General features: G+C 45.4%; 25 protein-coding genes and 2 pseudogenes. 21 read left to right on the forward strand and 6 right to left on the reverse strand.

The window, feature by feature from the left end:
• The first annotated feature begins 3 nt into the window (after positions 1-3).
• The 7 genes and pseudogenes from ABHN01_RS07240 to ABHN01_RS07270 all read left to right on the forward strand — a co-directional run bounded on the left by ABHN01_RS07240 (position 4) and on the right by ABHN01_RS07270 (position 5,714).
• Entirely contained in the window at positions 4-1,395 is a 1,392-nt protein-coding gene (locus ABHN01_RS07240) for a YycH family regulatory protein (protein WP_429874971.1), read from the forward strand.
• Positions 1,395-2,195: a two-component system regulatory protein YycI gene (locus ABHN01_RS07245; RefSeq protein ID WP_429874972.1), complete on the forward strand. Its 801-nt coding sequence runs from the start codon at positions 1,395-1,397 to the stop codon at positions 2,193-2,195. The genes ABHN01_RS07240 and ABHN01_RS07245 overlap by 1 nt, the downstream gene beginning before the upstream one ends.
• Before the next feature lie 13 nt (positions 2,196-2,208).
• Positions 2,209-3,006, forward strand: a complete 798-nt coding sequence (locus tag ABHN01_RS07250) for an MBL fold metallo-hydrolase (protein ID WP_429874973.1) — start codon at positions 2,209-2,211, stop codon at positions 3,004-3,006.
• Between the two features lie 161 nt (positions 3,007-3,167).
• Positions 3,168-4,376, forward strand: a complete 1,209-nt coding sequence (locus ABHN01_RS07255) for a S1C family serine protease (RefSeq protein ID WP_290397631.1) — start codon at positions 3,168-3,170, stop codon at positions 4,374-4,376.
• Positions 4,377-4,612: 236 nt separating this feature from the next.
• The gene (locus ABHN01_RS07260; RefSeq protein WP_429874974.1) at positions 4,613-4,777 is read left to right on the forward strand and encodes a CxxH/CxxC protein; all 165 of its coding nucleotides are present in this window, start codon (positions 4,613-4,615) and stop codon (positions 4,775-4,777) included.
• Between the two features lie 81 nt (positions 4,778-4,858).
• Positions 4,859-5,338, forward strand: a complete 480-nt coding sequence (gene rlmH / locus ABHN01_RS07265) for a 23S rRNA (pseudouridine(1915)-N(3))-methyltransferase RlmH (RefSeq protein WP_429874975.1) — start codon at positions 4,859-4,861, stop codon at positions 5,336-5,338.
• Positions 5,339-5,356: 18 nt separating this feature from the next.
• A pseudogene (locus ABHN01_RS07270) lies at positions 5,357-5,714 on the forward strand (VOC family protein).
• A gap of 59 nt (positions 5,715-5,773) precedes the next feature.
• On the opposite strand, the gene ABHN01_RS07275 reads toward ABHN01_RS07270, so the two are convergent.
• The gene (locus tag ABHN01_RS07275; protein ID WP_290397635.1) at positions 5,774-6,466 is read right to left on the reverse strand and encodes an LrgB family protein; all 693 of its coding nucleotides are present in this window, start codon (positions 6,464-6,466) and stop codon (positions 5,774-5,776) included.
• Complete coding sequence (locus ABHN01_RS07280) at positions 6,436-6,840, reverse strand: CidA/LrgA family holin-like protein (RefSeq protein WP_429874976.1); 405 nt, start codon at positions 6,838-6,840, stop codon at positions 6,436-6,438. Before ABHN01_RS07280 ends, ABHN01_RS07275 begins: the two co-directional genes overlap by 31 nt.
• A gap of 132 nt (positions 6,841-6,972) precedes the next feature.
• On the opposite strand from ABHN01_RS07280, the gene ABHN01_RS07285 reads away from it, so the two are divergent.
• A complete protein-coding gene (locus ABHN01_RS07285; protein ID WP_429874977.1) occupies positions 6,973-7,404 on the forward strand; it encodes a MarR family winged helix-turn-helix transcriptional regulator in 432 nt (143 codons plus the stop codon).
• Between the two features lie 86 nt (positions 7,405-7,490).
• Here the strand turns inward: ABHN01_RS07285 and ABHN01_RS07290 are convergent, their stop codons facing one another.
• Entirely contained in the window at positions 7,491-7,703 is a 213-nt protein-coding gene (locus ABHN01_RS07290) for a hypothetical protein (protein ID WP_429874978.1), read from the reverse strand.
• Between the two features lie 153 nt (positions 7,704-7,856).
• Between ABHN01_RS07290 and rlmN the strand changes: the two genes are divergently transcribed.
• Both rlmN and ABHN01_RS07300 read left to right on the forward strand, forming a co-directional pair.
• Complete coding sequence (gene rlmN, locus ABHN01_RS07295) at positions 7,857-8,924, forward strand: 23S rRNA (adenine(2503)-C(2))-methyltransferase RlmN (RefSeq protein WP_429874979.1); 1,068 nt, start codon at positions 7,857-7,859, stop codon at positions 8,922-8,924.
• A gap of 116 nt (positions 8,925-9,040) precedes the next feature.
• Positions 9,041-9,514, forward strand: a complete 474-nt coding sequence (locus tag ABHN01_RS07300; RefSeq protein WP_429874980.1) for a hypothetical protein — start codon at positions 9,041-9,043, stop codon at positions 9,512-9,514.
• A 103-nt stretch (positions 9,515-9,617) separates the two neighbouring features.
• Here the strand turns inward: ABHN01_RS07300 and ABHN01_RS07305 are convergent, their stop codons facing one another.
• The 3 genes and pseudogenes from ABHN01_RS07305 to ABHN01_RS07315 all read right to left on the reverse strand — a co-directional run.
• Positions 9,618-11,279, reverse strand: coding sequence for a glycosyl hydrolase family 28-related protein (locus ABHN01_RS07305; RefSeq protein WP_429874981.1), 1,662 nt, complete (start codon positions 11,277-11,279; stop codon positions 9,618-9,620).
• Between the two features lie 124 nt (positions 11,280-11,403).
• Entirely contained in the window at positions 11,404-11,583 is a 180-nt protein-coding gene (locus ABHN01_RS07310) for a small acid-soluble spore protein H (RefSeq protein ID WP_429874982.1), read from the reverse strand.
• Positions 11,584-11,843: 260 nt separating this feature from the next.
• Positions 11,844-12,244 (reverse strand): annotated as a pseudogene (locus tag ABHN01_RS07315) (hypothetical protein); the annotation flags it as partial.
• Between the two features lie 380 nt (positions 12,245-12,624).
• On the opposite strand from ABHN01_RS07315, the gene ABHN01_RS07320 reads away from it, so the two are divergent.
• The 11 genes from ABHN01_RS07320 to qoxA all read left to right on the forward strand — a co-directional run bounded on the left by ABHN01_RS07320 (position 12,625) and on the right by qoxA (position 22,960).
• A complete protein-coding gene (locus ABHN01_RS07320; protein WP_290397642.1) occupies positions 12,625-13,821 on the forward strand; it encodes a ParM/StbA family protein in 1,197 nt (398 codons plus the stop codon).
• A 32-nt stretch (positions 13,822-13,853) separates the two neighbouring features.
• Positions 13,854-14,168 (forward strand): hypothetical protein, encoded by a 315-nt coding sequence (locus tag ABHN01_RS07325; protein WP_429874983.1) that lies wholly within the window; start codon positions 13,854-13,856, stop codon positions 14,166-14,168.
• Positions 14,169-14,394: 226 nt separating this feature from the next.
• Entirely contained in the window at positions 14,395-14,742 is a 348-nt protein-coding gene (locus ABHN01_RS07330) for a flagellar basal body rod protein (protein ID WP_429874984.1), read from the forward strand.
• A gap of 15 nt (positions 14,743-14,757) precedes the next feature.
• Positions 14,758-15,402, forward strand: coding sequence for a PspA/IM30 family protein (locus ABHN01_RS07335; protein ID WP_429874985.1), 645 nt, complete (start codon positions 14,758-14,760; stop codon positions 15,400-15,402).
• 93 nt (positions 15,403-15,495) lie between these two features.
• Positions 15,496-16,230, forward strand: a complete 735-nt coding sequence (gene liaF, locus ABHN01_RS07340; protein WP_429874986.1) for a cell wall-active antibiotics response protein LiaF — start codon at positions 15,496-15,498, stop codon at positions 16,228-16,230.
• Positions 16,227-17,273 carry a sensor histidine kinase gene (locus ABHN01_RS07345; RefSeq protein ID WP_429874987.1) on the forward strand — a complete coding sequence of 349 codons (1,047 nt, stop codon included), beginning with the start codon at positions 16,227-16,229 and terminating at the stop codon, positions 17,271-17,273. The genes liaF and ABHN01_RS07345 overlap by 4 nt, the downstream gene beginning before the upstream one ends.
• A complete protein-coding gene (locus tag ABHN01_RS07350) occupies positions 17,266-17,898 on the forward strand; it encodes a response regulator transcription factor (RefSeq protein WP_290397648.1) in 633 nt (210 codons plus the stop codon). The genes ABHN01_RS07345 and ABHN01_RS07350 overlap by 8 nt, the downstream gene beginning before the upstream one ends.
• Before the next feature lie 261 nt (positions 17,899-18,159).
• Positions 18,160-19,353, forward strand: a complete 1,194-nt coding sequence (locus ABHN01_RS07355; protein WP_290397649.1) for a glycine C-acetyltransferase — start codon at positions 18,160-18,162, stop codon at positions 19,351-19,353.
• Positions 19,354-19,386: 33 nt separating this feature from the next.
• Positions 19,387-20,349 carry an L-threonine 3-dehydrogenase gene (locus ABHN01_RS07360; RefSeq protein WP_429874988.1) on the forward strand — a complete coding sequence of 321 codons (963 nt, stop codon included), beginning with the start codon at positions 19,387-19,389 and terminating at the stop codon, positions 20,347-20,349.
• Positions 20,350-20,491: 142 nt separating this feature from the next.
• Entirely contained in the window at positions 20,492-21,616 is a 1,125-nt protein-coding gene (locus ABHN01_RS07365; RefSeq protein ID WP_429874989.1) for a DEAD/DEAH box helicase, read from the forward strand.
• A 393-nt stretch (positions 21,617-22,009) separates the two neighbouring features.
• Positions 22,010-22,960 (forward strand): cytochrome aa3 quinol oxidase subunit II, encoded by a 951-nt coding sequence (gene qoxA, locus ABHN01_RS07370; protein WP_429874990.1) that lies wholly within the window; start codon positions 22,010-22,012, stop codon positions 22,958-22,960.
• Positions 22,961-22,970: the final 10 nt, after the last annotated feature.

Raw genomic sequence — 22,970 nt, forward strand, 5'->3', positions numbered from 1 at the left:
CCGATGACGTGGAGCAGAATTTACAGCATTCTTAAATTTATAGCTAAATCAGTGTACCGGAATTATGAGATGATCAAGTCTGTCTTCCTCATCTTTTTGATCATGCTGAGCCTTATTTTAACATGGAGCTTATGGACCCTTAAGCCGAACTACAGCAATTTGGAAGAGACAAGGACACTGAAAAAGGAAGAAGTAAAGGATTTAAAGAAAATCACGGATGTCATCCGGCCGAGCCAAATCATTTATTATGACAAGAATTCATACAGAGGCATGCCCGCCAACGAAAAACTTATCGATCGGGTAAACCAGGTGCTTGCGAACACGAAGTTTTATGACAGCAAGAACCGCCCGTCAACAAACATCGATGAACAGCTGAAGAACAAGGAATACATCGAGGTCATCTATCCAACCGATATGACGGCGGACATTTACAGCCAGATCTTCAACCTGACTTCATCAGGCGGCACATTTACGATTCCGTCTGCTGACCGTGTTATTTTTTATAAAAAAGATACAAACGAAGTGGAGGCCCATATTATCTCCTATACCCAGCGGAAGATGATTACAGCGAGCACCACCTTCCCGTTTGATTCTTTAAAGAACATTATCAATAACGCAAAAAGCGGCGTACTTCAATATGAACCATTTGATGTGGAGCGCGATACAGACCAGGGCGCGGAGGTTTCAAAACGCTTCTACTTCCCGAAAGAACGATTCATGCTTAATTCTTACAGCTATCTTTCCCGCACCATTAACGATGACACGATCGAACGTTATAAGAATGCGCTGTTCCGAGATCCTGGAAACGTCAAGAGCGGCAATACGGGTGATTATTATACGGATGAAAGCTCAGCACTTGACGTAAACCGCAACTCGAACAGAATTAAATACACGAATTTCACGCAAGGCCCAGATGAAAATACGACCGAACAGACGAGAAGCCCTCTCTTTAACAGTGTGGACTTTATCAACAACCATGCGGGCTGGGGAAATCCGTATTATTTTTATAACCTGGATCCTGCGAGCAGTACCGTTGAATTTCTGCTTTTTGTCAGAGGCTTACCCGTCATCAAGAGTGATATGGAAATGAAACTCGGCTGGACGAACAATGAACTGAATGAATATCAGCGTTCGATGGTCGAGCTCGACATGGATGGGGATTATTCGTTTAAACCCAAAAAGGTAAAGCTTCAGTCTGCAGCTGAAGTAAAAGCTGCTCTTAAGGAATATGACTTGACCATGGTCAATAAACTGGCTGTCGGCTATGAGATGACTCATGCCAAGGGACAGGAAAACGTATATAATCTCCAGCCGAGATGGTTTGTCAATTACGGGCCGAACCACGATTGGCAGCCGTTATTCCGAGACAGTCAAAGGCCTGGGGGAGAACTTTAATGGACTGGAAAAAAACAAAGACAATTTTTATTCTGACGTTCCTGATTCTGAATATCTTCCTCGGCTACCAGCTCTCACAGAAAATGGACAAGAGCAAGCTTGAGGCGGTGGCCGACCAGCCGATCGAAAAAAGGCTGGCAGACAACAACATCGACTATAAAGATAAACTTCCGCAAAGCTATAACGACCGCCAAACGCTGATCAGCGGCCAGCGGGCCCCTTTTTCGGCGGATGAAATCAAATCAAAAGTGAGCCGGCTGGACAGCAGCAGTACAGATACAACGCTCGTGTTTAACTTAAAGAAGCCTCAGGATCTGGATAAAGAGGATCTTGTGAAAGATGTGACTCAGTTTCTGAAAGATGAAGTCTACCGGGGCGATGAATATCGATTCTATAAAAAAGACACGAAGAGCCATAAGATCTGGTTCACACAAATCTATCAAGGACAGCCGCTTTTCTTTGATACGGATAATGGCATGAACCGGCCGAGCGGAATGGTCATGTTCGAATGGAATAACAAAGGGCAGCTCACCCGCTATACACAAACCTTTATCTCTGTCTACAGACAGGGTACGAAGCAGGAAATCATTTCACCTATGAAAGCTTTGGAAAAAATATTTACGACGAACCACCTATCAAGCGGTGACAAAATTAATAAAATTGTTCTCGGTTATTATAGTCTGGCAAACGTAGAGGATGTGCAGGTGTACGCACCGACATGGTCCATTGAAACAGAGGATGCCCATTTTCTCGTGAATGCCATTGACAGTTCCATACAGGAGATTGATAGAGAACAATAGAGGGGATTGGAATATGAGTTTGCAATTCAGCGTGCTGGCGAGCGGCAGTACTGGAAACGCGATCTATGTGGAGGCGGGCAATACCCGCCTGCTGGTCGATGCCGGCCTGAGCGCAAAGCAGATGAAACTCTTATTTGAAAAAGCAAGCTGCTGTGAACTGGATCAGCTGGACGGAATTCTCGTCACCCATGAACACAGCGATCATATTAAAGGGCTTGGCGTTTTGGCACGAAAATATAAACTCCCAGTCTATGCGAACGCTAAAACATGGAAGGCGATGAACGGACTGATCGGTGAAGTGGATACGGAACAAAAGTTTGACTTTGAAATGGAGACCGTCCGTACGTTCGGTGACCTGGAGGTGGAATCCTTCGGTGTGTCCCATGATGCGGCCGAGCCGATGTTTTATGTGTTCCACCACGAGGGAAAGAAGCTGACACTCATGACCGACACCGGCTATGTCAGTGACAGGATGAAAGGAATCACGAAGCACAGTGATGCGTTTGTGATCGAATCCAACCATGACATCAACATGCTGATGATGGGGCGCTATCCGTGGAACATCAAAAGGCGGATACTTGGGGATCATGGCCATATATCCAATGAAGACTGCGGCTTTGCACTTGCCGATCTGATCGGTGACCAGACCAAGCGGATCTATCTCGCCCATCTGAGCAAAGATAACAATATGAAAGATATTGCCCATCTTGCGGTGAAGCAGACGCTTGAAAACAAAGGCTTTGTGGTCGGCGAGGATCTGCAGCTGTACCATACGGACGCGGCAGAACCGACGGAATTGGTGCTTGTTTGACGGCTCACTGTTTAACGGACACCGTTTAAGGAAATAACAATAAATGTGAAAAAGTGTGAAAAATAACCCACATTTTTTAAGTAGGGGGATTGATTTTTTATAATAAATAAAAAATCATCACAGCATTTATTTTATTGTCGAAAGGAACGGTGAAGCAGGAAATGGGCTATTATGATGACGATTATGAATCTAGTCCAAGAAGGCAAAAAGGCAACCGCGGCGGATTTTTGCTGGCCGCTCTTGTAGGCGCTATATTAGGCGGCCTGCTTATATTATTTTCAATTCCTGCCCTCGGAGGCATGGGGCTTTTGCCTGACAACTACTCAAGCAACGAAGATAACGGCGGTGTTAATGAGGAAAACGGCATCAATAAAAACGTGAATGTGAACGTTACAAGCAACGTCACGGATGCGGTAAGCAAGGTGCGCCCTGCCGTCGTGGAAGTGCTGAACATCCAGCAAGGCGAGTTCTGGAATCAGGGCCAGCAGGCAGCGGGATCGGGTTCAGGCGTCATCTATAAAAAAGAGGGCGGAAAAGCCTACATCGTGACGAACAACCACGTCGTCAAAGGGGCCAGCCGCCTTGAGATTACGCTTAGCAACGGCACCAAGCTGAAAGGCACTCTTCGCGGAACGGACCCACTCATGGACCTGGCAGTCGTTGAAGTGAATGGGAGCAAGGTGAAAAAGGTGGCTCAATTCGGATCCTCTAGTGCGTTGAAACCGGGTGAACCGGCGATCGCCATCGGTAACCCGCTTGGAACGTTCCCTGGTTCCGTAACCGAGGGTGTTGTATCAAGTGCTGACCGGACGATGCCGGTCGACAGCGATGAAGACGGCAATCCAGACTGGCAGGCCGAAGTTATCCAAACAGATGCGGCGATCAACCCTGGTAACAGCGGGGGCGCCCTTCTGAACATCGGCGGACAGGTCATCGGGATCAACTCCAGTAAGATCGCTCAGGAGGAAGTAGAAGGCATCGGATTTGCGATCCCTGCCGATACAGCGAGGCCCATTATCGCTGACCTTGAGCGCTATGGAGAAGTAAAACGCCCATTCCTGGGTGTCGGCCCTATTCCATTATCACAAGTCAGCAGCTATCACCGTCAAACGACGTTAAAGCTGCCGCCAAGTGTTAAATCAGGTGTGGTGGTTATGGATGTTGATCCGTTATCACCAGCGGACCGTGCAGGAATCAAGGAGATGGACGTTATCGTCGCACTTGATGGCAAGAAAATCGCTTCTCCGCTCGACCTTCGCAAACACTTATACTCTAAAAAACGAGTAAACGATAAGATGGAGATTACGTATTACAGCAAGGGCAAAAAGAAAACAACGACCGTAAAACTCGGCCTTCAGAAGTCTTCATAAGAGAATCAGGAGAGAAATCTCCTGATTTTTTTTGTTTGTCGGTGGCTGTATTGAGATTAAGGTGATGAAAATAATGTGTTCTGCAAGTAAATCATGTCGAACCGCAAGTAATTGAAGCTGTTTCGCAAGTAAAACGCCAAACCACATAAGTAAAGGTCTGCAAGCAGAATAGTGTGACCTTGATTTGTGTTAAAATACGAAGAGATCATCATGTGGATAATAAAGGAGAATGTCTGTTGAAAAAATATTGCTGTGATGAACATGTGGATATCGGGATCGATGAGATCGTTGATGAATTGGAAATCTATCCGAATCTGGAGTTATTAACAGAATCAGAGAAGTTATCAACAACATGCACTTATTGCGAGAAAAAGGCCATATATAAAGTATCGAACGAGTGATCCTATACTAAATGTGGATAGTTTCTGTGTATATGTGGATAACTTTTGTGAATAAGTTGTTTATAAAAGGAGTTTTCCCTTGTGAATATCTTGGTAGTAACTGTTGGCAAACTGAAAGAAAAGTATTTAAAAATGGGAATTGATGAATATGTAAAGCGGCTGGGGCCCTATGCAAAAATAGAAATCATTGAAGTAGCTGACGAAAAAGCGCCTGAAAATTTGAGTGATCAGGAGATGCAGATGGTGAAAAAAGCAGAAGGCGATCGGATCCTTGCCAAAATTCCTCAGGACGCACATGTGGTTGCGATGGCAATTGAGGGGAAGCTGGTCTCATCAGAGGATCTTGCGAAGAACCTGGACGAGCTCGCGACCTACGGTAAAAGCAAAGTGGCCTTTGTCATTGGAGGGTCTTTGGGGCTGAGTGAAGAGGTCATGAAGCGGGCAAATGAAAAGATTTCGTTCGGCAGGATCACCTATCCGCACCAGCTGATGAAGCTTGTATTGGTGGAACAGATCTATCGGGCGTTTCGGATTAATCGCGGGGAACCGTACCACAAATAAGGAGATAGGAAAATTAAAATGATAACCAATATAGGAACAATCGCTGTTTATGTTGAAGACCAGCAAAAAGCAAAGGAGTTCTGGACAAAAAAGGCTGGATTTGAAGTAGTTGCTGAACACCCAATGGGGCCAAACGCGTTTTGGCTTGAGGTGGCCCCCAGTAATAGTCAAACTCGTCTAGTGCTCTATCCCAAAGCTATGATGAAGGGTTCAGAAAGTATGAAAGCGTCCATTGTATTTGAATGTGATAATGTAATGGAAACGTATAACATGATGAAGATTAATGGAGTTGAATTTAAAGAAGAGCCCAATGCAATGGGGTACATATGCTCAGTTTCATGACGAGGATGATAATGAATTTTTATTAAAAGGATAATTAAAGAGAGACAAAAGGGTATGAAAAAGCTCAGCAGAACACTGCTGAGCTTTTTGTGGCTACACTTGAAAAATCCATACGACAACCGGTCCGAAAACGGAGCCAAGCAGTGCACAGAGCGTCATGGATACCGAACTCATGGATACCGTTAATTCTCCATATTCGAACGCTTTAGAGGTGCCCAGAGCGTGAGAGGCGCTGCCAAAGGCGATACCTTTACCCAGATGGCTGCGGATACGAACCCATTTCATGATCCGAGGTCCGAGGATGACTCCTGAAAACCCTGCAATCATAACAAACACAACGGTCATTGATGGTACACCGCCCAGTCCTGCGGCAATTTGAATGGCGACGGGAGTGGTAATGGACTTTGGAAGAATGGAAAGGATCAGGTCCCGTTTGATCCCAAACACCTCTGCGAACAAAAGGCCGCTGATCATGCCTGTAAACAAGCCGGCGAAAACACCCCCGATGATGGGAAAGCTGTATTTCATAATGATGTGGCGCTGGTTATAGAGCGGATAGGCTAAAGCTACTACAGCTGGCCCCAGCAGTGCATTGATCCATTTTCCCCCGACCATATAGTCTGAATAGGAAATATGAAATGCCAAAAGCCCCAGTATGACGATTACCGTAGTTGTCAGAACGGGGATTAAGATGGGATAAGTAAAACGCTGATATACCTTCACCATGGCTAAATAAGCGGCAATCGTAAGTAAAATTATAAGGATTGCGATAAATGGCTGTTGCACTTCTTTTTCTCCTTTCGTTTTGCGGCTTTTTGCTCCAGCCACTGGCTGGCGATCCCTGCAGCCACCATCGTTACGATGGTGCTCAGGACCACAATCAGCATTAAAAGTGCCCCATTGCCGGAGAAAAGAGAGGGATAATTGATCACTCCTGCCATGGCGGGTATAAATAACAGCGGGAGAAACGATAACAAAAAACCGGCTCCGTCTTCGATCAATTTGACAGGAACCATTTTAATGCTTAAACCGGTCAGCAGCAGAATTAAACCGATGATACTGCCTGGAATCGGCAGATGAAAAAAATGATGAACCGCTTCTCCAAGCATTGAAAAAGCGGATAAAATAACAATTTGCAAAATAATCCGGATGGCTTTCACAACTTCACCCTTCCTTGCTCTTTACATTGCGCACATTTACTTGTACGATACAATTATATATTTGTATTATACAAGCATATTAAGGGATGTCAACCGATTGGAACTGATCCTTTGAGCGAGGAGTGATGGGTGATGAAAAAGCAGGATGCCATTGAACGGATTGAATATGAACTTACCACTTTTATCAGGCGAGCAGCTTATAAAGACAGCTCAGAAAATAAGATAGGGAACTTGGAAAGAGCTACTTATTTATTATTAAGAGAACTGGATGAGTTTGGGCCAGCTCGTGTAAAAGCGTTGGCGGAGTCGTTTAAGCTAGACATTTCTACTCTCTCGAGGCAAGCGGCTGCTTTAGAAGAGAAAGGACTTATCGTCCGTTCCTCTGATCCCGCTGATGGCCGAGTAAGCCTTTTTTCCATTACAGAACTAGGGAAACAGAAATTAAAAAAGGATAAGAGGATGAGGCTTGAACGATATCAAAGCATGCTTAAAGAATGGACAGGCGAAGAAAAGGAGCTGTTTGGCACGCTTCTAAACCGTCTGAACGAGGCGTTTATCGATTAACAAGAGAGCGGAACAAGAAAAGCGAGAGGCTTATAACATGGCCTCTCGCTTTCTATTGTTTGAAAGGAAAGTATCCCTGCCTCTTTTTAAACTTCTTCCTCACTCATCAAGGGATGTGTATTTCCTTCTGTATCGGTAAAGAAAGCCATCCACGTTTCAGTTTTATCCATTTTGGCGATCAGATGAGGTTCGCTTACAGACTGGATCCCTTTTTTCAGCATGCAGAACGTAATTTGGGGATTCCATCCTATCCCTCCTAGCACGGTTCCTAATGTTAGTATACATAAAATTGGAAACACAAGAATAACTCTCATTCTATTTTAAGATTAAGAAGGATAGTGGATGGTCAAAATGTTCCAAAGGACTTTTTATGGTAAGATAACAGTTGATTATGAAAAAGTATACTGTCATGAGAGGCAGTTCAATATATGTGTTGAAAAGAGGGTAACAAAATGGTTAAGGAATCCATTTATGGATTGACATTTGAACAGCTGGCTGCCTGGCTATTGGAACGCGGCCATAGACCGTATCATGCCTCCCTTGTTTGGGAGTATCTATACAGAAAGCGCGTCACGTCTTTTTCCGAAATGACTGATGTTAAAAAAGAAATCATCAGTTTGCTGTCAGATCGCTTCGAGTTCCAGACGATGCAGCAGCACGTCAAACAAGAATCAGAAGACGGCACTATCAAGTTCTTATTCAAGCTTCGGGATGGCAACCTGATCGAAACCGTCTTAATGAAGCATAAATACGGCTTGTCGGTCTGTGTAACGACCCAAGTGGGATGCAATATCGGCTGCAGTTTCTGCGCGAGCGGTTTATTGGCAAAAAGCCGTGACTTGTCGAGCGGCGAGATTGTTGAGCAGATCATGAACGTCCAGCTTCATCTGGATCAACGCCACCAGGATGAGAGAGTCAGCCACATCGTGGTCATGGGTATTGGTGAACCGTTCGATAACTTCGAGAACATGATCGATTTCATTAAAGTGGTTACCGATCAAAAAGGCCTTGCGATCGGATCAAGGCGCATCACGGTTTCTACGAGCGGTTTGGCCAGCAAGATCCGTGAGTTTGCGGATACGGGCTTAAACGTCAACCTGGCGCTTTCACTTCATGCACCGAACAATGAACTTCGTACAAGAATCATGAAGATTAACAAGGCGATTCCGCTTGAACCGTTGATGGAAGCGGTCGATTATTATGTGGAGACCACAAACCGCAGAATTACGATCGAATACATTCTGTTAAGGGATGTGAACGATCACACGGAAGAAGCAGAACAACTGGCCGATCTATTCCAGGATAAAAAGCAGAGGGTCTATGTCAACTTGATTCCGTATAATCCGGTGGACGAACATGCCCAGTACCAAAGAAGTGAGCAGGATTCCGTCCTGGCGTTTTATGACACGCTGAAAAAACGCGGCATCAACTGCAAAATTCGCCAGGAGCACGGTACAGACATTGACGCGGCATGCGGACAGCTTAGAAGCAAGCAGATTAAAAAAGAAAAAGCGCAATAAACACGATAAAGGAGATCAGAAGCGTTCTGATCTCCTTTTTTATTGGAACACAATACTAGTTATTCATCATTTCATTTTGGGTATAATCTAAGCAAAGGTTATTAAAGGAGATAACCATGATTCCTAAAACGATAGAAGAACTGGAAGCGATCCGTACGGAATGCAAGGCGTTGGTGAATAAGCGTGCTTCTGCTTCGGCAGCGGCCGCTGTCATTCCCATTCCCGGAATGGACGTGGGTGCGGACATCACCATCATGATGGAGCTGCTGCCGACGATCAATGAAAAGTTCGGATTGGCACCCGGGCAGATTGAGAAGTTGGATGCGACGTTAAAAGGAAAAATCATCGTTCTTCTTACTTCAGCGGGCAGCCAGTTTGCGGGGAAAGTCGTAACGAAACGGATGATTTCTCTTTTATTAAAAAAGGCCGGTAAACGCATCGCCGTTAAACAAGTCACGAAGTTTGTGCCGTTAGTGGGACAGGCTGTAGCGGCGGGAATCAGCTTCGCGGCGATGAAATACCTCGGCAACTCTCATGTCGAGGAATGCTATCAAGTCTGTAAAAAGATGATAGAAGAGCAGGGTCCCTAACAATAAACCTAACGCCCCATCCCGCTTGCGGGGTGGGGCGTTCTTTTTTTCAGATGCCAGACCCCTGTGTTAGCAGGGTCCCGATGCCCTTTTGGCATGGTATTTACGCCTGTTGCGTATTAGCGATAGAAATCGGAGTTTTATAGCCGAGTGAATGAAAATCTTCAATTTTAGCGTTCGACTGATCAACGACGAGTCCCTTGTTCCCCTTTTCGCACACCGCTTGAACATCACTGATTTTAATGGACTGTATATCAGGCCCGATATGAACCGCAGTTGGTGCAGAGTTTCGTATCTTTACCTTCCGGATTTCGACCGAGTCTGCTCCGTGAGGGCCGCCAAATACTTTAATATCCGCACCGGCTGTTTTAAAATCCCTGATCTTCAGATCATGCAAAATAATGTTCCTCGATCGGTACTGGACGGCGATGATTGGCTCCCCCCGGTAATCATACTCAGGGTCGCCAATGACGGTAAAATGGTTGATGGCCACGTTTTTATAAGCAGAGATCACCATTGCCCGGGGTGTTGAGTCCTTGTATAAAGGAGTCCGGATAGGTGAAACCGCCACGATATGGCTCGCTTTAATATTAAAAGCTGTCTTCGATTCGGGGTCCGTTTCAATGTGATGGCCGATATGGCGAAAATTGTAGGCACGGTTGTCATTAATCGAGATATGCCCGACGATCTGAGTGTTGCTGGCGGCTGCAGAGTTATGGTGCGCTTTAATTTCAACACCGCCGAAGCACCGGGTAGTCGAATTGTTAAGAAGCATCACATTTCGGGAGCCATCGTCCACTTCGATGCCGTTGGAATTCGAGAATCCTTCCTTATGGGATCGTCCGCTTGGATCACACAGATGGCAGTTTGAAATGAGAATATTAACGCTGTGATGAGTCGTGATTCCGTCATCACCAAACCCATAGCCGTTCAGCTGGTCGAGCCAGATATAGCGGCTGCTCCTGCGGGCGCGGGTCGCATCCCCGAAATAAGTATATATGGCAGATGAAACATCAAAACAATGCAGACCGGGATTGATGCCTTCTACCTCTTTTACCCAGCCGAATGTAACATGAGCATACGTCAGACAGCTGGACTGGTTATTTCCTGATGCTGTCTTTTTGTAAGGATCCAAACGTTCGACATTCCAATCCAGGCTCATCCCCTGTACATAAATATGATGGTTGCCCCTCCAGTGGCTGGAGTTCGTTACGAGCTGCCGGCCTCTAGGTGCCTTATCATGCAGCTTGATGGTTGTTAGTCCTTTACCGGCACCGATCAACATCGTCCATGACGGCAGCCGAATTCCACGTGTGATATACACACCTGCAGGAATAAGCACCTTTGCTCTGCCGTGCCCGATGGCCTTTCTGAAAGCTTCTGTATCATCAGTAATGCCGTCTCCAGCTGCTCCGAAATCCCGAACATTTACCTCTTGTTCGATCTCCTGCTCAAGGTGGATCAGTGCCTGATCGAGCTTCTTTTTCCAATCGGGATAAATGCCTCCCTCCTCATCTGCTTCTATTTGAGGCAGCGGGTCTTGATTTTTATGGGATGAAGTGGACAGCAGAAATTTAGGCAGGCCATGGAGCACGTTTTTTAATGAAAAAGAAGAAGTATGGGCCGGCTCAGGCAAAGGGTTCAGTTTCTGGAAAAGGGTATCTGTCTCGGCGAGCAGGTTTTGTAAACCATCCTTATACTCTGAAAATGAACCAATGAGCTCTTTGTTGGTTAGCGGATTATGATCCTTATTTAAACTAAGCATGCTGACAATCACCCCAAGCAAAGGTAAATAGTTTTTATTTCAACATTATGTACTATTCCCGTTCATATTCCCAGCTTAATCGTGTTTCTCTCTGACAAAGAAAATACCCCTGTAAAAGGGGCATTTATTCTTCCACTAAACTGTTGAGAGAAACCTGCTGTTCATTTTCTGGCTGTCCGAGCGGATAGATCCTGGCCGTTTCTCCCTGCTCGTCGACATGCTGGATATAAATCGGAACGCCATCATATGTAACGTTGGCCATCACCGGGGATGATGCGATTTCCTGAGCACGTTGTTTGTTCATCGTAAAAACCTCCTTTTCGCCCTTAATATGAACGGGAACGCCGGATTGTATACTTTTAGCTTGCGAGTCTTGATAAAATTAAATGAATGTGTCAGATTTGGTCGAATTCAGTGGAGCTTATCCAGTTCGATAATAAAATCGCGATTTTCGATAATATAAATGACCCGGCATGAATCTTTCAAAGAATGCAAAAAGGAAGCTGCATTTAAACATTTTTAGCGTTAATATGAAAAAAAGCACCAGAGTTTTCCGGTGCTTCGTTATTTCGACGCCAAAAAGACGAGCTGGTATAAAAATAGAATCGCAAATACGTAGACGAGCGGATGGACCTCGCGGATCTTTCCTCTCGCAAATTTCATGATCGGGTAGGAGATGAATCCAAGGGCGATCCCGTTCGCGATACTTGAAGTGAGCGCAGCATCCGTTGAATCATCCGCTGGAGTTGGTTCTGGAGGGAAGACCGGATTAACAGGGGTCACCGTTGTCGTCTTGTTCTTGATTACGGCATTCTTCAGCCCGCTCGTGAGCGCCGTATCCTCTGTACCAGCGATTACAGCACCAAGCAAAGCATAACAAGCAGGAAGGAGAACACAACGCTGTACAGTCCGAAATGTATGACATCGGCGACCGATTGAACAGGGTTTGAGACAAGTACTCCTTCAGGAAGCTGAGGAACCGATAGTTTGCGAAAAAAGCCATGCATAATGTACCGATGACGGTCGCGATGATCGTAGTTACTTTACCATAAAACGGCCTCGGGCGGCTGCAGGAAGTTTTTCCAAAATTAGATTCAAAAGGTTCAGTCTGGAGGAATTTCTTAAAAAAATAGGAGGTGTTATTCTAGAATTGTCAAATATTATTAAGCATAGGAGTGTCGGAATCTACCAAAATCGTTCGAAGTTCTATATAGTAGAACTTCAGCCATGTATATTCCAGTGCCACTATTTTTCAGGAAATATCAATACATAAAGCAGTATATGGCTGAGTAATACCTTGTGCCACCAGGTAGTTTTAGATAAAATAATAGGAGGAATAGATACTATGCAATATCAATTTTTAGTAGGCAACGATAACGGAAACAGTGAGCATGATATTTACATTGATGGCCGCTTGTTTCAGCAGCCGAACGTAAACTGTGCAGTGGACCAGCTGCCATGGAGTGAAGAACAGGCCCCTGAAGCGATTGTCCGTAATCTTCAGGATAACCTGATCGTAACCATTGATTCCCCGGCTGCACGGGCGGGTATGTATTATGTAGGAAAGTTTGCGCTTGAAAGCGGTGAGCTCATCGAAAACATTCAGGTCGGCGTAGATTACAAGTATGAAATTGATCTGCCGATCGTCAACACGCTCGCTCAAATCGCAGCAGTAGCGGTACAAAAAGGTTTTGCAGAAGAGAAAAAGCTTCCCGCATCGATTGAAGTCATGGTGGATATGGCGACCGCACTTCCCATCACACAGCATTCTGATGAATCCGCAGCAAAATTTGAGAAGCGTTTCATGAACGGCCCTCACCACGTGACGGTCCATGTTGGAAAACAGCGTGTTGCAGTAAAAGTAGAATTTGAATTTGTAAAAGTTATTCCTGAAGCAACGCCAGTTACCTTCTCTCTTCAAAAGGATGAAGACGGAAACTGGAGAAAAGGCGATATTTTTGACCAATTTATTGAAGCATACGATATGCCGAAGAACTTCAACGGCAGCTTCTTTAAAAACAAAAAAATCCTTCATACAGATATCGGTGACGGTTCTACTGAGTACCCGATCACAGAAGGAAACAAATTTTTGCGCCAGTTCGTTCATGGATCCAACCATGGTGCAGGGTATGCGATCGAGGAAGCACTCAGTGAGTTCAACAGACTGATTCACCTTCCTGACAGCCCGCGTCAATTTTTCAGTGACGTGATCAAGAACCCGAACCATAAATACCATGCGCGTGCGATGAAAACATTGAAAAGACCGCTTGAAGGGCAGGCTCGCCAAATTATTAACAACATCCGCAAGCAGCTTACTAAAGCGAGAAATGAAATCGATTTGATTTGTGTTTATGGAGGCGGAAGCATCTTAATGAACCCTATTCTTTCTCCAATGCTTAAGGAGCTTTGTGATGAGCGCGAGATTCAGCTTCTGTATATTCCTGCAAAATACGCAGTGACGATGAATGCAAACGGATTGAATGCATTCGTACGCGGAAAAATCTACGGTGCGATCAAGGATCGTGCGAAACAGCCAGTTTAAGTCTCTCATTTAAATGGTAAGGGGGTGTGATGATGAAGAAACAAAAAAAGCCAGGCGACAATATTTCGTTAAAGACGAAGAAGAATGAATCCCCCGCCATTATTGACTGGATCAACTCGCAAACGAACCTGATGGACTCGATCCGTTATTTGGTCGAGAACGAGATCAAAGCGAACGGAGTCCGTAATCTGCAGCAGCATGTTCCCGCCGACCGCGGATTCTCGTTAGAGGATGCTGCAGGCGGACAGGGCAACAGTTATCAGGAAGGACCGAAACATTCTCCAGAGTATGAAGATGTCATCGATGAAGAAGAGATCGATGAGGAGGATATCGAGTCCTGGACATAACCGATAATAGATTCCATATAAGAAAGCCGGTTTCAGAGATTTACTCTGAGCCGGCTTTTTTGCGCTGGCGGCATAGAAAAGTGGCCCCAACAGAACAATTTGATGCCCGATCTCCCGCCTTCCCTATTAAAATACGCCTCTGGTCGTAGTGGAAAATATAGCCGGGGTACATTATAGGAAAACAGGAACGCAGGTAAGCTAGAGATAAGAAAGGAGGTAACAACAAATGAAGAAATTTGGTTTGTTTGTACTCGGAGGAATTGCAGCGGTCACCCTGCTGGCGAACATCGGTCCCATGATTGGACTCGCGATCGGATTGGTGATTTTATATTTTGCGGTTAAGGGCTTTATGAAGGCCGAAACAACGTCCAAGAAAATTTTGTGGGGGGCTGTCAGCGTGATTGCAGCATGTGCAGCCATCTCCAATGTGCCTGCCCTTTTAGGTGTCCTCGCCCTCTATGTGCTGTACCTGGTGTATAAAGGATGGAACAGCAAGAAAAGTGTAACAGAGGCAACTGACGACCCATTCGTAAACTTCGAAAAACAATGGGCAGAAATGAACAGAAACCAATAAAAGGAGAGAATGAACATGAGTACACTTTTTACTAGAATCAAAAATTCCATAGCGGCTGATTTTCACGAGATGCTCGATCAGAAGGAGCAGAAGAATCCCCTCTCGCTGCTAAACCAATATTTGCGCCAATGTGAACAAGAAACGGACCGTGTACGTAAACTGGTGGAACGCCAATTTATACTTACCGAAGAATTTACAAAAGAGTACAGAGAAGCTAAGGTGTATGCTGAGAAAAGAAAGAAGCAGGCGGATTTGGCTCTTCAGGCTGGAGAGAGCGACCTGCATGAGTTTGCAGTGAACGAACAGCAGCGGTATGATGAGCGTGCAGCCCGACTGCATGAAGCTAAATTAGAAGCGAAGCGTGAACTGGAAACACTGGAGCAAAAGTTTGAACAGATGAAGCATAAGCTGAAAGATATGTATGTAAAGCGTATGGAGCTGATGGGACGTGAAAATATCGCCCGTGCCCATCGAGGAATGAACAAAATTCTGGATGCGGGAACAGGTTCGAAGCCAGGCCTCAGATTCGACGGGATGGAACGCTATTTAGAGCGGCTGGAGCATCAGGTGAATACGGATTATCACTTCAATACCATCGATGATCGGTTTGCCCGGCTTGAAAAACAATGGAAAAAAGAAGAAAAATCTACGATTTCATAATTTGAAAATGGTATTCTAAAAGGCGTAGGGCACTGCGCCTTTTAGGACGTGTACCATGAACAGTCAAAATGAGAGAGATAGAAGGGGTGCGCCATGTTTAACGGTAAAAAAACAGAAATGATCAGCTGGCTTGGTTTGATTGGTGTACTGCTTGTTCTGCTTGAACTTTCATTTCGTGGAGGCGAATTGATTTTCATCTTTGCTCTCATGGCTGGCTGCATCTATATTGGCAGAAAAAAAATGCCTCGGACATTCGGGAAAGTGCTGTATTGGGGCGGATGGTTTGGATTGATCATCACAGTGCTTAACATGATCGCCTTCAAGTTTGTTATGGTCGCGGTCCTTGTTTATCTGGTCATCCAGTTCTATCAGTCTAAAAAAAGTCCGTCAGTGATTGAACCGGTGGTCCAAAAAGAGGAGGATTCCCGGCTGTCCGAGTCACTTTTAACGAAACAGCCGCTGTTTAAAAATATACTTTACGGCAGGCAGCAAACCCCGGACCATGTGTACGAATGGAGTGATATCAACATTCAGTGCGGGATCGGAGACAGCATCATCGACCTGAGCAATACTGTTTTGCCGGATGGAGAATCAGTCATTGCTATACGCAATGTTGCCGGAAACATTAAAATTCTTGTGCCTTATGAAGCAGCTGTAAGTGTTCATCATTCTGTGCTGGCAGGCAGCACAACGGTTTTTCAGCTTCATGAATCAAAAATTTTCAATCAGCTCTTTCATTTTCAAACGGAGAACTACCATCAGGCCCAGCAAAGAATTAAGATTGTTACATCCATGGTGGTCGGAGATCTAGAGGTGAAGCGGACATGAGTATCTTGTTGAGAAGTGTCCTCCTGTCCATCGCCGTATCTCTGTTGACCGCCATACTGGTTTTCATTGCTGTGTATAGGGTGAATCCTTTCCCGAATTGGGCTTACCTATGGGATCGGCAGCTGTTCGGTCTCCCATTTGTTCTGGTCGTGCCAGCTGCCAGTTTGGTTCTTGGGGTGTTTTTCGGTTTGCTGCATGGGTCTGCTGTCCGCAGGCAGCTCAAACAAGTGGAAGAAGCCCTTCGTGAGATGGAGAACGGCAGGTCCTTTCATCTTCCTCTGCAAGCACAGGGGACAGAAATGGATGCGCTGTGGAAAAGAATGAAAAATGTTCAGCGCCAGGTTACGGATCAGGCCAGAGCCTCACAAAAGCTGGCGAACGAAAAAGCTGAAGATCAGGAGAAAATCATTCAAGAGATGATCTCGAGGGAGAGGCATCGCTTAGCCCGTGAACTGCATGATTCCGTAAGCCAGCAGCTTTTTGCCGCGTCCATGCTGATGTCAGCCATAAACGAGCCAAGGGAATCTGAAGAAGTCCCTGAGAACAGACAGCTGAAACTGGTGGAACAAATGATCCACCAGTCACAGCTCGAGATGAGAGCCCTGCTGCTCCACCTCCGCCCTGCCGCTCTAAAAGGAAAGTCATTGCAGGAAGGAATTAAAGAACTGCTAGCGGAGCTCGTTCAAAAAGTGCCGATAGAGATTCATACAAAAATAGAAGAAATGCCGCTCGACAAGGGGGTGGAGGACCACCTGTTCAGAATTCTGCAGGAATCTGTTTCGAACACACTGAGGCATGCGAAAGCTACCTCTCTTGAAATCCTCCTGATCGAACGTGAGGGATTAATCATTCTTCGCGTGGCTGACAATGGGGTAGGATTTGCTTTGGATGAGGATAAAGCCGGGTCCTACGGGCTTCAAAACATGCAGGAAAGAGCGCTGGAGATCGGCGGCGCGATGAAAGTGGTAAGTCTGCCCGACAAAGGGACTCGGCTGGAAGTAAAAGTTCCAGTGATTTCGGTGGAGGATGGTAAAAATGATTAAAGTATTGTTTGCGGACGATCATGAAATGGTAAGAATCGGTGTTTCATCCTATCTTTCAGCGCAGCCAGATCTTGAGGTGGTCGGTGAGGCCGAGAATGGGAAGAAAGCGGTTGAACAGGCATTGGAGCTCCGTCCTGATGTTATTTTAATGGACCTGGTCATGAATGAAATGGACGGAATAGAAGCGACGAAAAAAATTATTGAGCAATGGCCGGAAGCGAAGATCATCATTGTGACCAGTTTCCTCGATGATGAAAAAGTGTACCCCGCGATTGAAGCAGGAGCAGTAAGCTATATGCTCAAGACTTCAAAAGCGAGTGAGATCGCTGAAGCGGTAAGAGCTACATATCACGGCCAGTCTGTTCTTGAACCCGAGGTGACAGGCAAGATGATGAACCGTATGCGCCAAAAAAATCATCAGAAGCCCCATGAAGAGCTCACGAGCCGCGAACTGGAGGTTCTCCTCTTAATGACAGAAGGAAAATCCAATCAGGAGATTGCCGACCAGTTATTTATCGCACAAAAAACCGTTAAAGTACATGTGAGCAATATTTTAAACAAGCTTGATGTTCAGGATAGAACCCAGGCCGTTATCTATGCCTTTAAGCATTCACTGGTCAAGTAGCATCCCGAAACCGATCTGCCGCCCTCTCAATGACGGGCGGCTTTTTTATTTTAGAATGAAATCACTGTGAAACGGGAAAGAAATACTAGACAGAGTAGTAAGAATTTTGTCCATATGATGTAAACAAATCAGAAATATGATAAAATATTTTTAGTGCTAGATACTTATTAACATTGAATTATTTCTGAATTTTTGTGTTTTTTTCACGCGTACATTTGTTCAGACTCACATAACATTTTGAAAATTGAAAGGAGAGTTTGTATGTCAAGTAATGTACTGGATCGCTTTTTGCAAGAAAATTTGGGTGATTTAATAGAAAAAGGTCTGTATAACGTGATTGACCCGCTGCAAAGTGCGAACGGTCCGAAGATCAAAGTAAGCGGCAAGGAATTGATCAACCTTTCTTCCAACAACTATCTTGGTCTAGCAACAGATGAGCGCCTGAAGCAAGCTGCCAAACAGGCGATTGATGAATATGGTGTTGGTGCAGGGGCTGTGCGTACCATAAACGGAACGCTTGACCTCCATGTAAGACTTGAAGAAAAATTAGCGGAGTTCAAACATACAGAGGCAGCAATCGCCTATCAATCTGGTTTTAACTGCAACATGGCTGCCATCTCGGCTGTCATGGATAAAAACGATGCGATTCTTTCGGATGAGCTGAACCATGCGTCCATCATTGACGGCTGCAGACTTTCCAAAGCGAAAATTATCCGTGTCAACCACTCTGACATGGAAGACCTTCGTGCAAAAGCGAAGGAAGCGAAGGAATCTGGACTTTATAACAAGATCATGGTCATCACAGATGGTGTTTTCTCCATGGACGGAGACATTGCCAAGCTTCCGGAGATCGTAGAAATCGCAGAAGAGTTCGACCTTATCACTTACGTTGACGATGCACACGGCTCTGGCGTACTCGGCAACGGTGCTGGAACTGTGAAGCATTTTGGTTTATCTGATAAAGTGGATTTCCAAATCGGTACGCTTTCTAAAGCGATTGGTGTGGTCGGCGGCTATGTGGCCGGCAAAAAAGACTTGATCGATTGGCTCAAAGTCAGAAGCCGTCCATTCTTGTTCTCTACTTCACTGACTCCAGGAGATGTAGCGGCTTGTACGAAGGCCATTGAAATCTTAACATCAAGCACAGAGCTTCAGGAAAAACTATGGGACAACAGCAAGTATTTGAAACAAGGCTTGGAGAAGCTGGGCTATGATATCGGAAACAGTGAAACACCAATTACACCTGTTATCGTAGGTGATGAAGTAAAAACCCAGGAGTTCAGCAAAAAGCTGAATGAAGAAGGCGTTTATGCAAAATCCATCGTCTTCCCAACGGTACCAAGAGGCACCGGCCGTGTGAGAAACATGCCGACAGCGGCCCATACAAAGGAAATGCTTGATCAGGCTCTTGCCATCTACGAGAAGGTCGGCAAGGAAATGGGAATCATCTCTTAATAATGGAGCCGGTATAGATTTGGAGGATGTAGCATGAAAAAGATATTAATTACTGGAGCGCTCGGGCAGATTGGTTCAGAGTTGGTCATGAAAGCTCGTGATATATATGGAGCGGATCATGTCATTGCGACCGATATCCGTAAGGCAGACAGCCCGGTCGTTCAATCAGGACCTTTTGAAATTCTTGATGTAACCGATGCGCAGTCGATGGCCGGCATCGCCAAAAAATATAATGCGGATACGGTGATCCATCTTGCTGCCCTTCTTTCTGCAACCGCAGAAGCGAAGCCTTTATTGGCGTGGAATTTGAACATGGGTGGCCTCGTGAACGCGCTGGAGGTAGCAAGAGAGCTGAACTGCCGGTTCTTTACACCAAGTTCCATTGGAGCGTTCGGTCCTTCAACACCGAAAGACCAGACTCCACAGGACACAATCCAGCGCCCAACGACCATGTACGGAGTCAACAAAGTGTCCGGTGAACTGCTTTGTGATTATTACTACCACAAATTTGGCGTGGATACCCGCGGGCTGCGATTCCCTGGATTGATCTCTTACGTTGCTCCTCCTGGAGGAGGCACGACGGATTATGCGGTTGAGATTTATTACGAAGCTGTCCGTAAAGGCAGATACACTTCATTTATCGATGCGGGAACTTACATGGATATGATGTATATGCCGGATGCGTTAAATGCGATCATCAACTTGATGGAGGCCGATCCGACAAAACTGGTTCACCGCAACTCGTTCAACGTTTCTGCGATGAGCTTTGAGCCGGAACAAATTGCTGCTGCTATCAAAAAGCAGATGCCATCCTTTACGATGGATTACGAAGTGGACCCTGTTAGGCAGGCGATCGCGGACAGCTGGCCTAATGCTATCGATTCATCTGCAGCTGCAGCCGAATGGGGCTTTAAAGCAGACTATGATCTGGATAAAATGACGGAAGATATGCTATTAAGGCTGAATGATAAGCTGAACAACAAAGTAGCAAACTAATAGGAACAAAAAGGGAGCCTGTGAAAACGGCTCTCTTTTTTAAAAGATGCATGTAAACCCATTAGGAGAAAAAGATTCCAGGATCTCTCTCTGCATCAGTATGCGATGTTCACTAACAAAGGAAATGAAAGGAGGCTGCCTCATGGGTGGATTTGATGCTTTACAGGTCGATCCTCTGCTTCGGAAAACGTTAGCGGAATATGGGATCACCCAGCCGACCGCCATTCAGGAGCAGGTGATTCCACTTGTGTTGGAAGGTAAAGATGTTATTGCTAAATCCCAGACAGGGACCGGGAAAACGATGGCCTTTGCCGTTCCGATGCTGCAGCGGATTGACCGCGAGAAAGGAGCGGTACAAGCGCTTATTGTCACGCCGACAAGGGAATTAGCCATCCAGGTGGCGGAGGAAGTGAGAAAGCTGAGCCGTGCGATTGGAATTGAAGTCCTGTCCGTTTATGGAGGCCAAGATGTCATTCAGCAGATGCACAAACTTGGAGGAAGAGTACAGGTTGTCATCGCGACGCCCGGCCGTCTGTTGGATCATGTCAGACGTGGCACGCTTGATTTGTCACAGGTTAGAATGCTGGTTTTGGATGAAGCAGATCAGATGCTGCATATCGGTTTTTTGCAGGATGTGGAAGAGATTATCCATCAGACTCCAGAGAGCCGCCAGATGATGCTTTTTTCCGCGACTATGCCCCCGGAAATCGTAAAACTGGCCGGAACGTACATGAAAGATCCAGACCAGATCACGGTGAAGAAGACACTGATTACCTTAAAGGAAATAAGACAGCGGGTGATAGAGACGACGGACCGGTCGAAGCAGGAAGACTTGAAACTTTTGCTCGAGCTGCATCGTCCTTATCTTGCCATCATTTTTTGCCGTACGAAGAGGCGGGTAAGCAAGCTGAATGAGGCTTTAAAAGAAGCAGGCTTTCAGACAGATGAATTGCATGGCGACCTCACGCAGGCTAAAAGGGAAGCGGTGATGAACGCCTTTCGTAAAGGGGAGATCCGTTATCTCATCGCTACAGACGTTGCTGCACGCGGACTCGATGTGGAGGGTGTAACACATGTTATTAATTACGATATTCCTCAGGATACAGAAAGTTATATCCACCGGATCGGGCGAACAGGACGAGCCGGCAATAAAGGGCTTGCCGTGACCATGGTGGCGGCAAAGGACAGTAGGCATTTGCAGCTTATCGAAAAAGGAATCAAGGAAAAAATCCAAAAGCTGAAGCTTGAAAAACCGCGAAGGCGGTGACTGCTGTACAGGCAAGGGAAAATGTCGATTTTGAAGAATAAACGTTCCATGTGAAACATTTATTATTTTTTAATTCTTAACTGGGTTTAACCCGCCCATTTAAAGGAAATACAGAATTTAGAAAGCAAAAAAGAGTCGCCCGACAAGGCGGCTTTTTCAATTCGTTATACATAAAAATGTGATTGGCAGAGGATGAAGTATATTCCAAAAATATGAACATTCTTTGATAAATATGTGATAAAGTCGTGAAATTTACTTGAAGAACTTATGACAGTTCATAAAAGATGGTCTATTTTTCTGGGAAATTTGTTATTATTGTGAACGAAAGCACAAAGTTAAAAGTATGCAGTGAGAAATCTCACTTATATGTTTACAGGAAGGAAGGTGGGCCTAGTGTTTAAGCGGTTAAAACCGTTTTTTGCGTTAGGACTTATGCTGTCCGTATTTTTCTTGGGCGGTTGCAGCAATTATATAGTTCTAGATCCGAAAGGACCTGTTGGGGCTCAGCAGAAGGATCTTATTCTTTATTCTATAGGATTCATGGCACTTATTCTACTTGTAGTGTATATCTTGTTCACGGTGATCGTGGTTAAATACCGTGAAAACAGAAAAGATATGTCCAACTGGGAACCTGAACAAGAGGGAAGCAAAAAATTAGAAATACTCTGGACGGCTATCCCAATACTTATTACTATCGCTTTGTCTATTCCGACGATTAAGGCCATTTATGATCTTGAGAAACCGCCGCAGGCTTCTGCGCATAAAGAACCTATCGTCATTACGGCGACGGCAGTTGACTGGAAATGGATTTTCACTTATCCGAAGCAAGGCATTGAAACCGTCAACTACGTTAATATCCCGGAAGACCGGACGGTGGAATTCAAGCTGACTTCAGCAGATTCCATGTCGTCATTCTGGATTCCTGAACTTGGTGGCCAAAAGTACGCGATGCCAGGTATGGAAACAACGCTTTATCTGCAGGCGGATCATAAGGGCAAATTTGCCGGCCGAAACTCAAACTTTAATGGTGAAGGATTCACTCACCAGATTTTTGATGTGAATTCTGTTTCTCAAAGCGATTTTGACAAATGGGCAAAAGATACGAACACCAAGGCGCCTGAGTTGACTAAAAAGCAGTATGATCAGTTAATGCTTCAAGGCGAAGCCAAGAAGATGACATTCTCATCCACACATTTAAAATGGGTAGATCACGCTAAAGATAGAGACTATGCAGTGAAGACCCGTGAACGCTTAGGAGTAGTTCCGCAAAACCCGCACGGTTCAAAAGCAAAAGATGCGAACAAGCCGGAACAAGACTCTCATGGGGAATCTCATTCCCATTAATAGAGGAGGC

Origin of the sequence: Fictibacillus sp. NRS-1165, from assembly GCF_050468105.1 — a bacterium.
In the GTDB taxonomy this organism is placed as follows: Bacteria; Bacillota; Bacilli; order Bacillales; family Fictibacillaceae; genus Fictibacillus_C; species Fictibacillus_C terrinigri.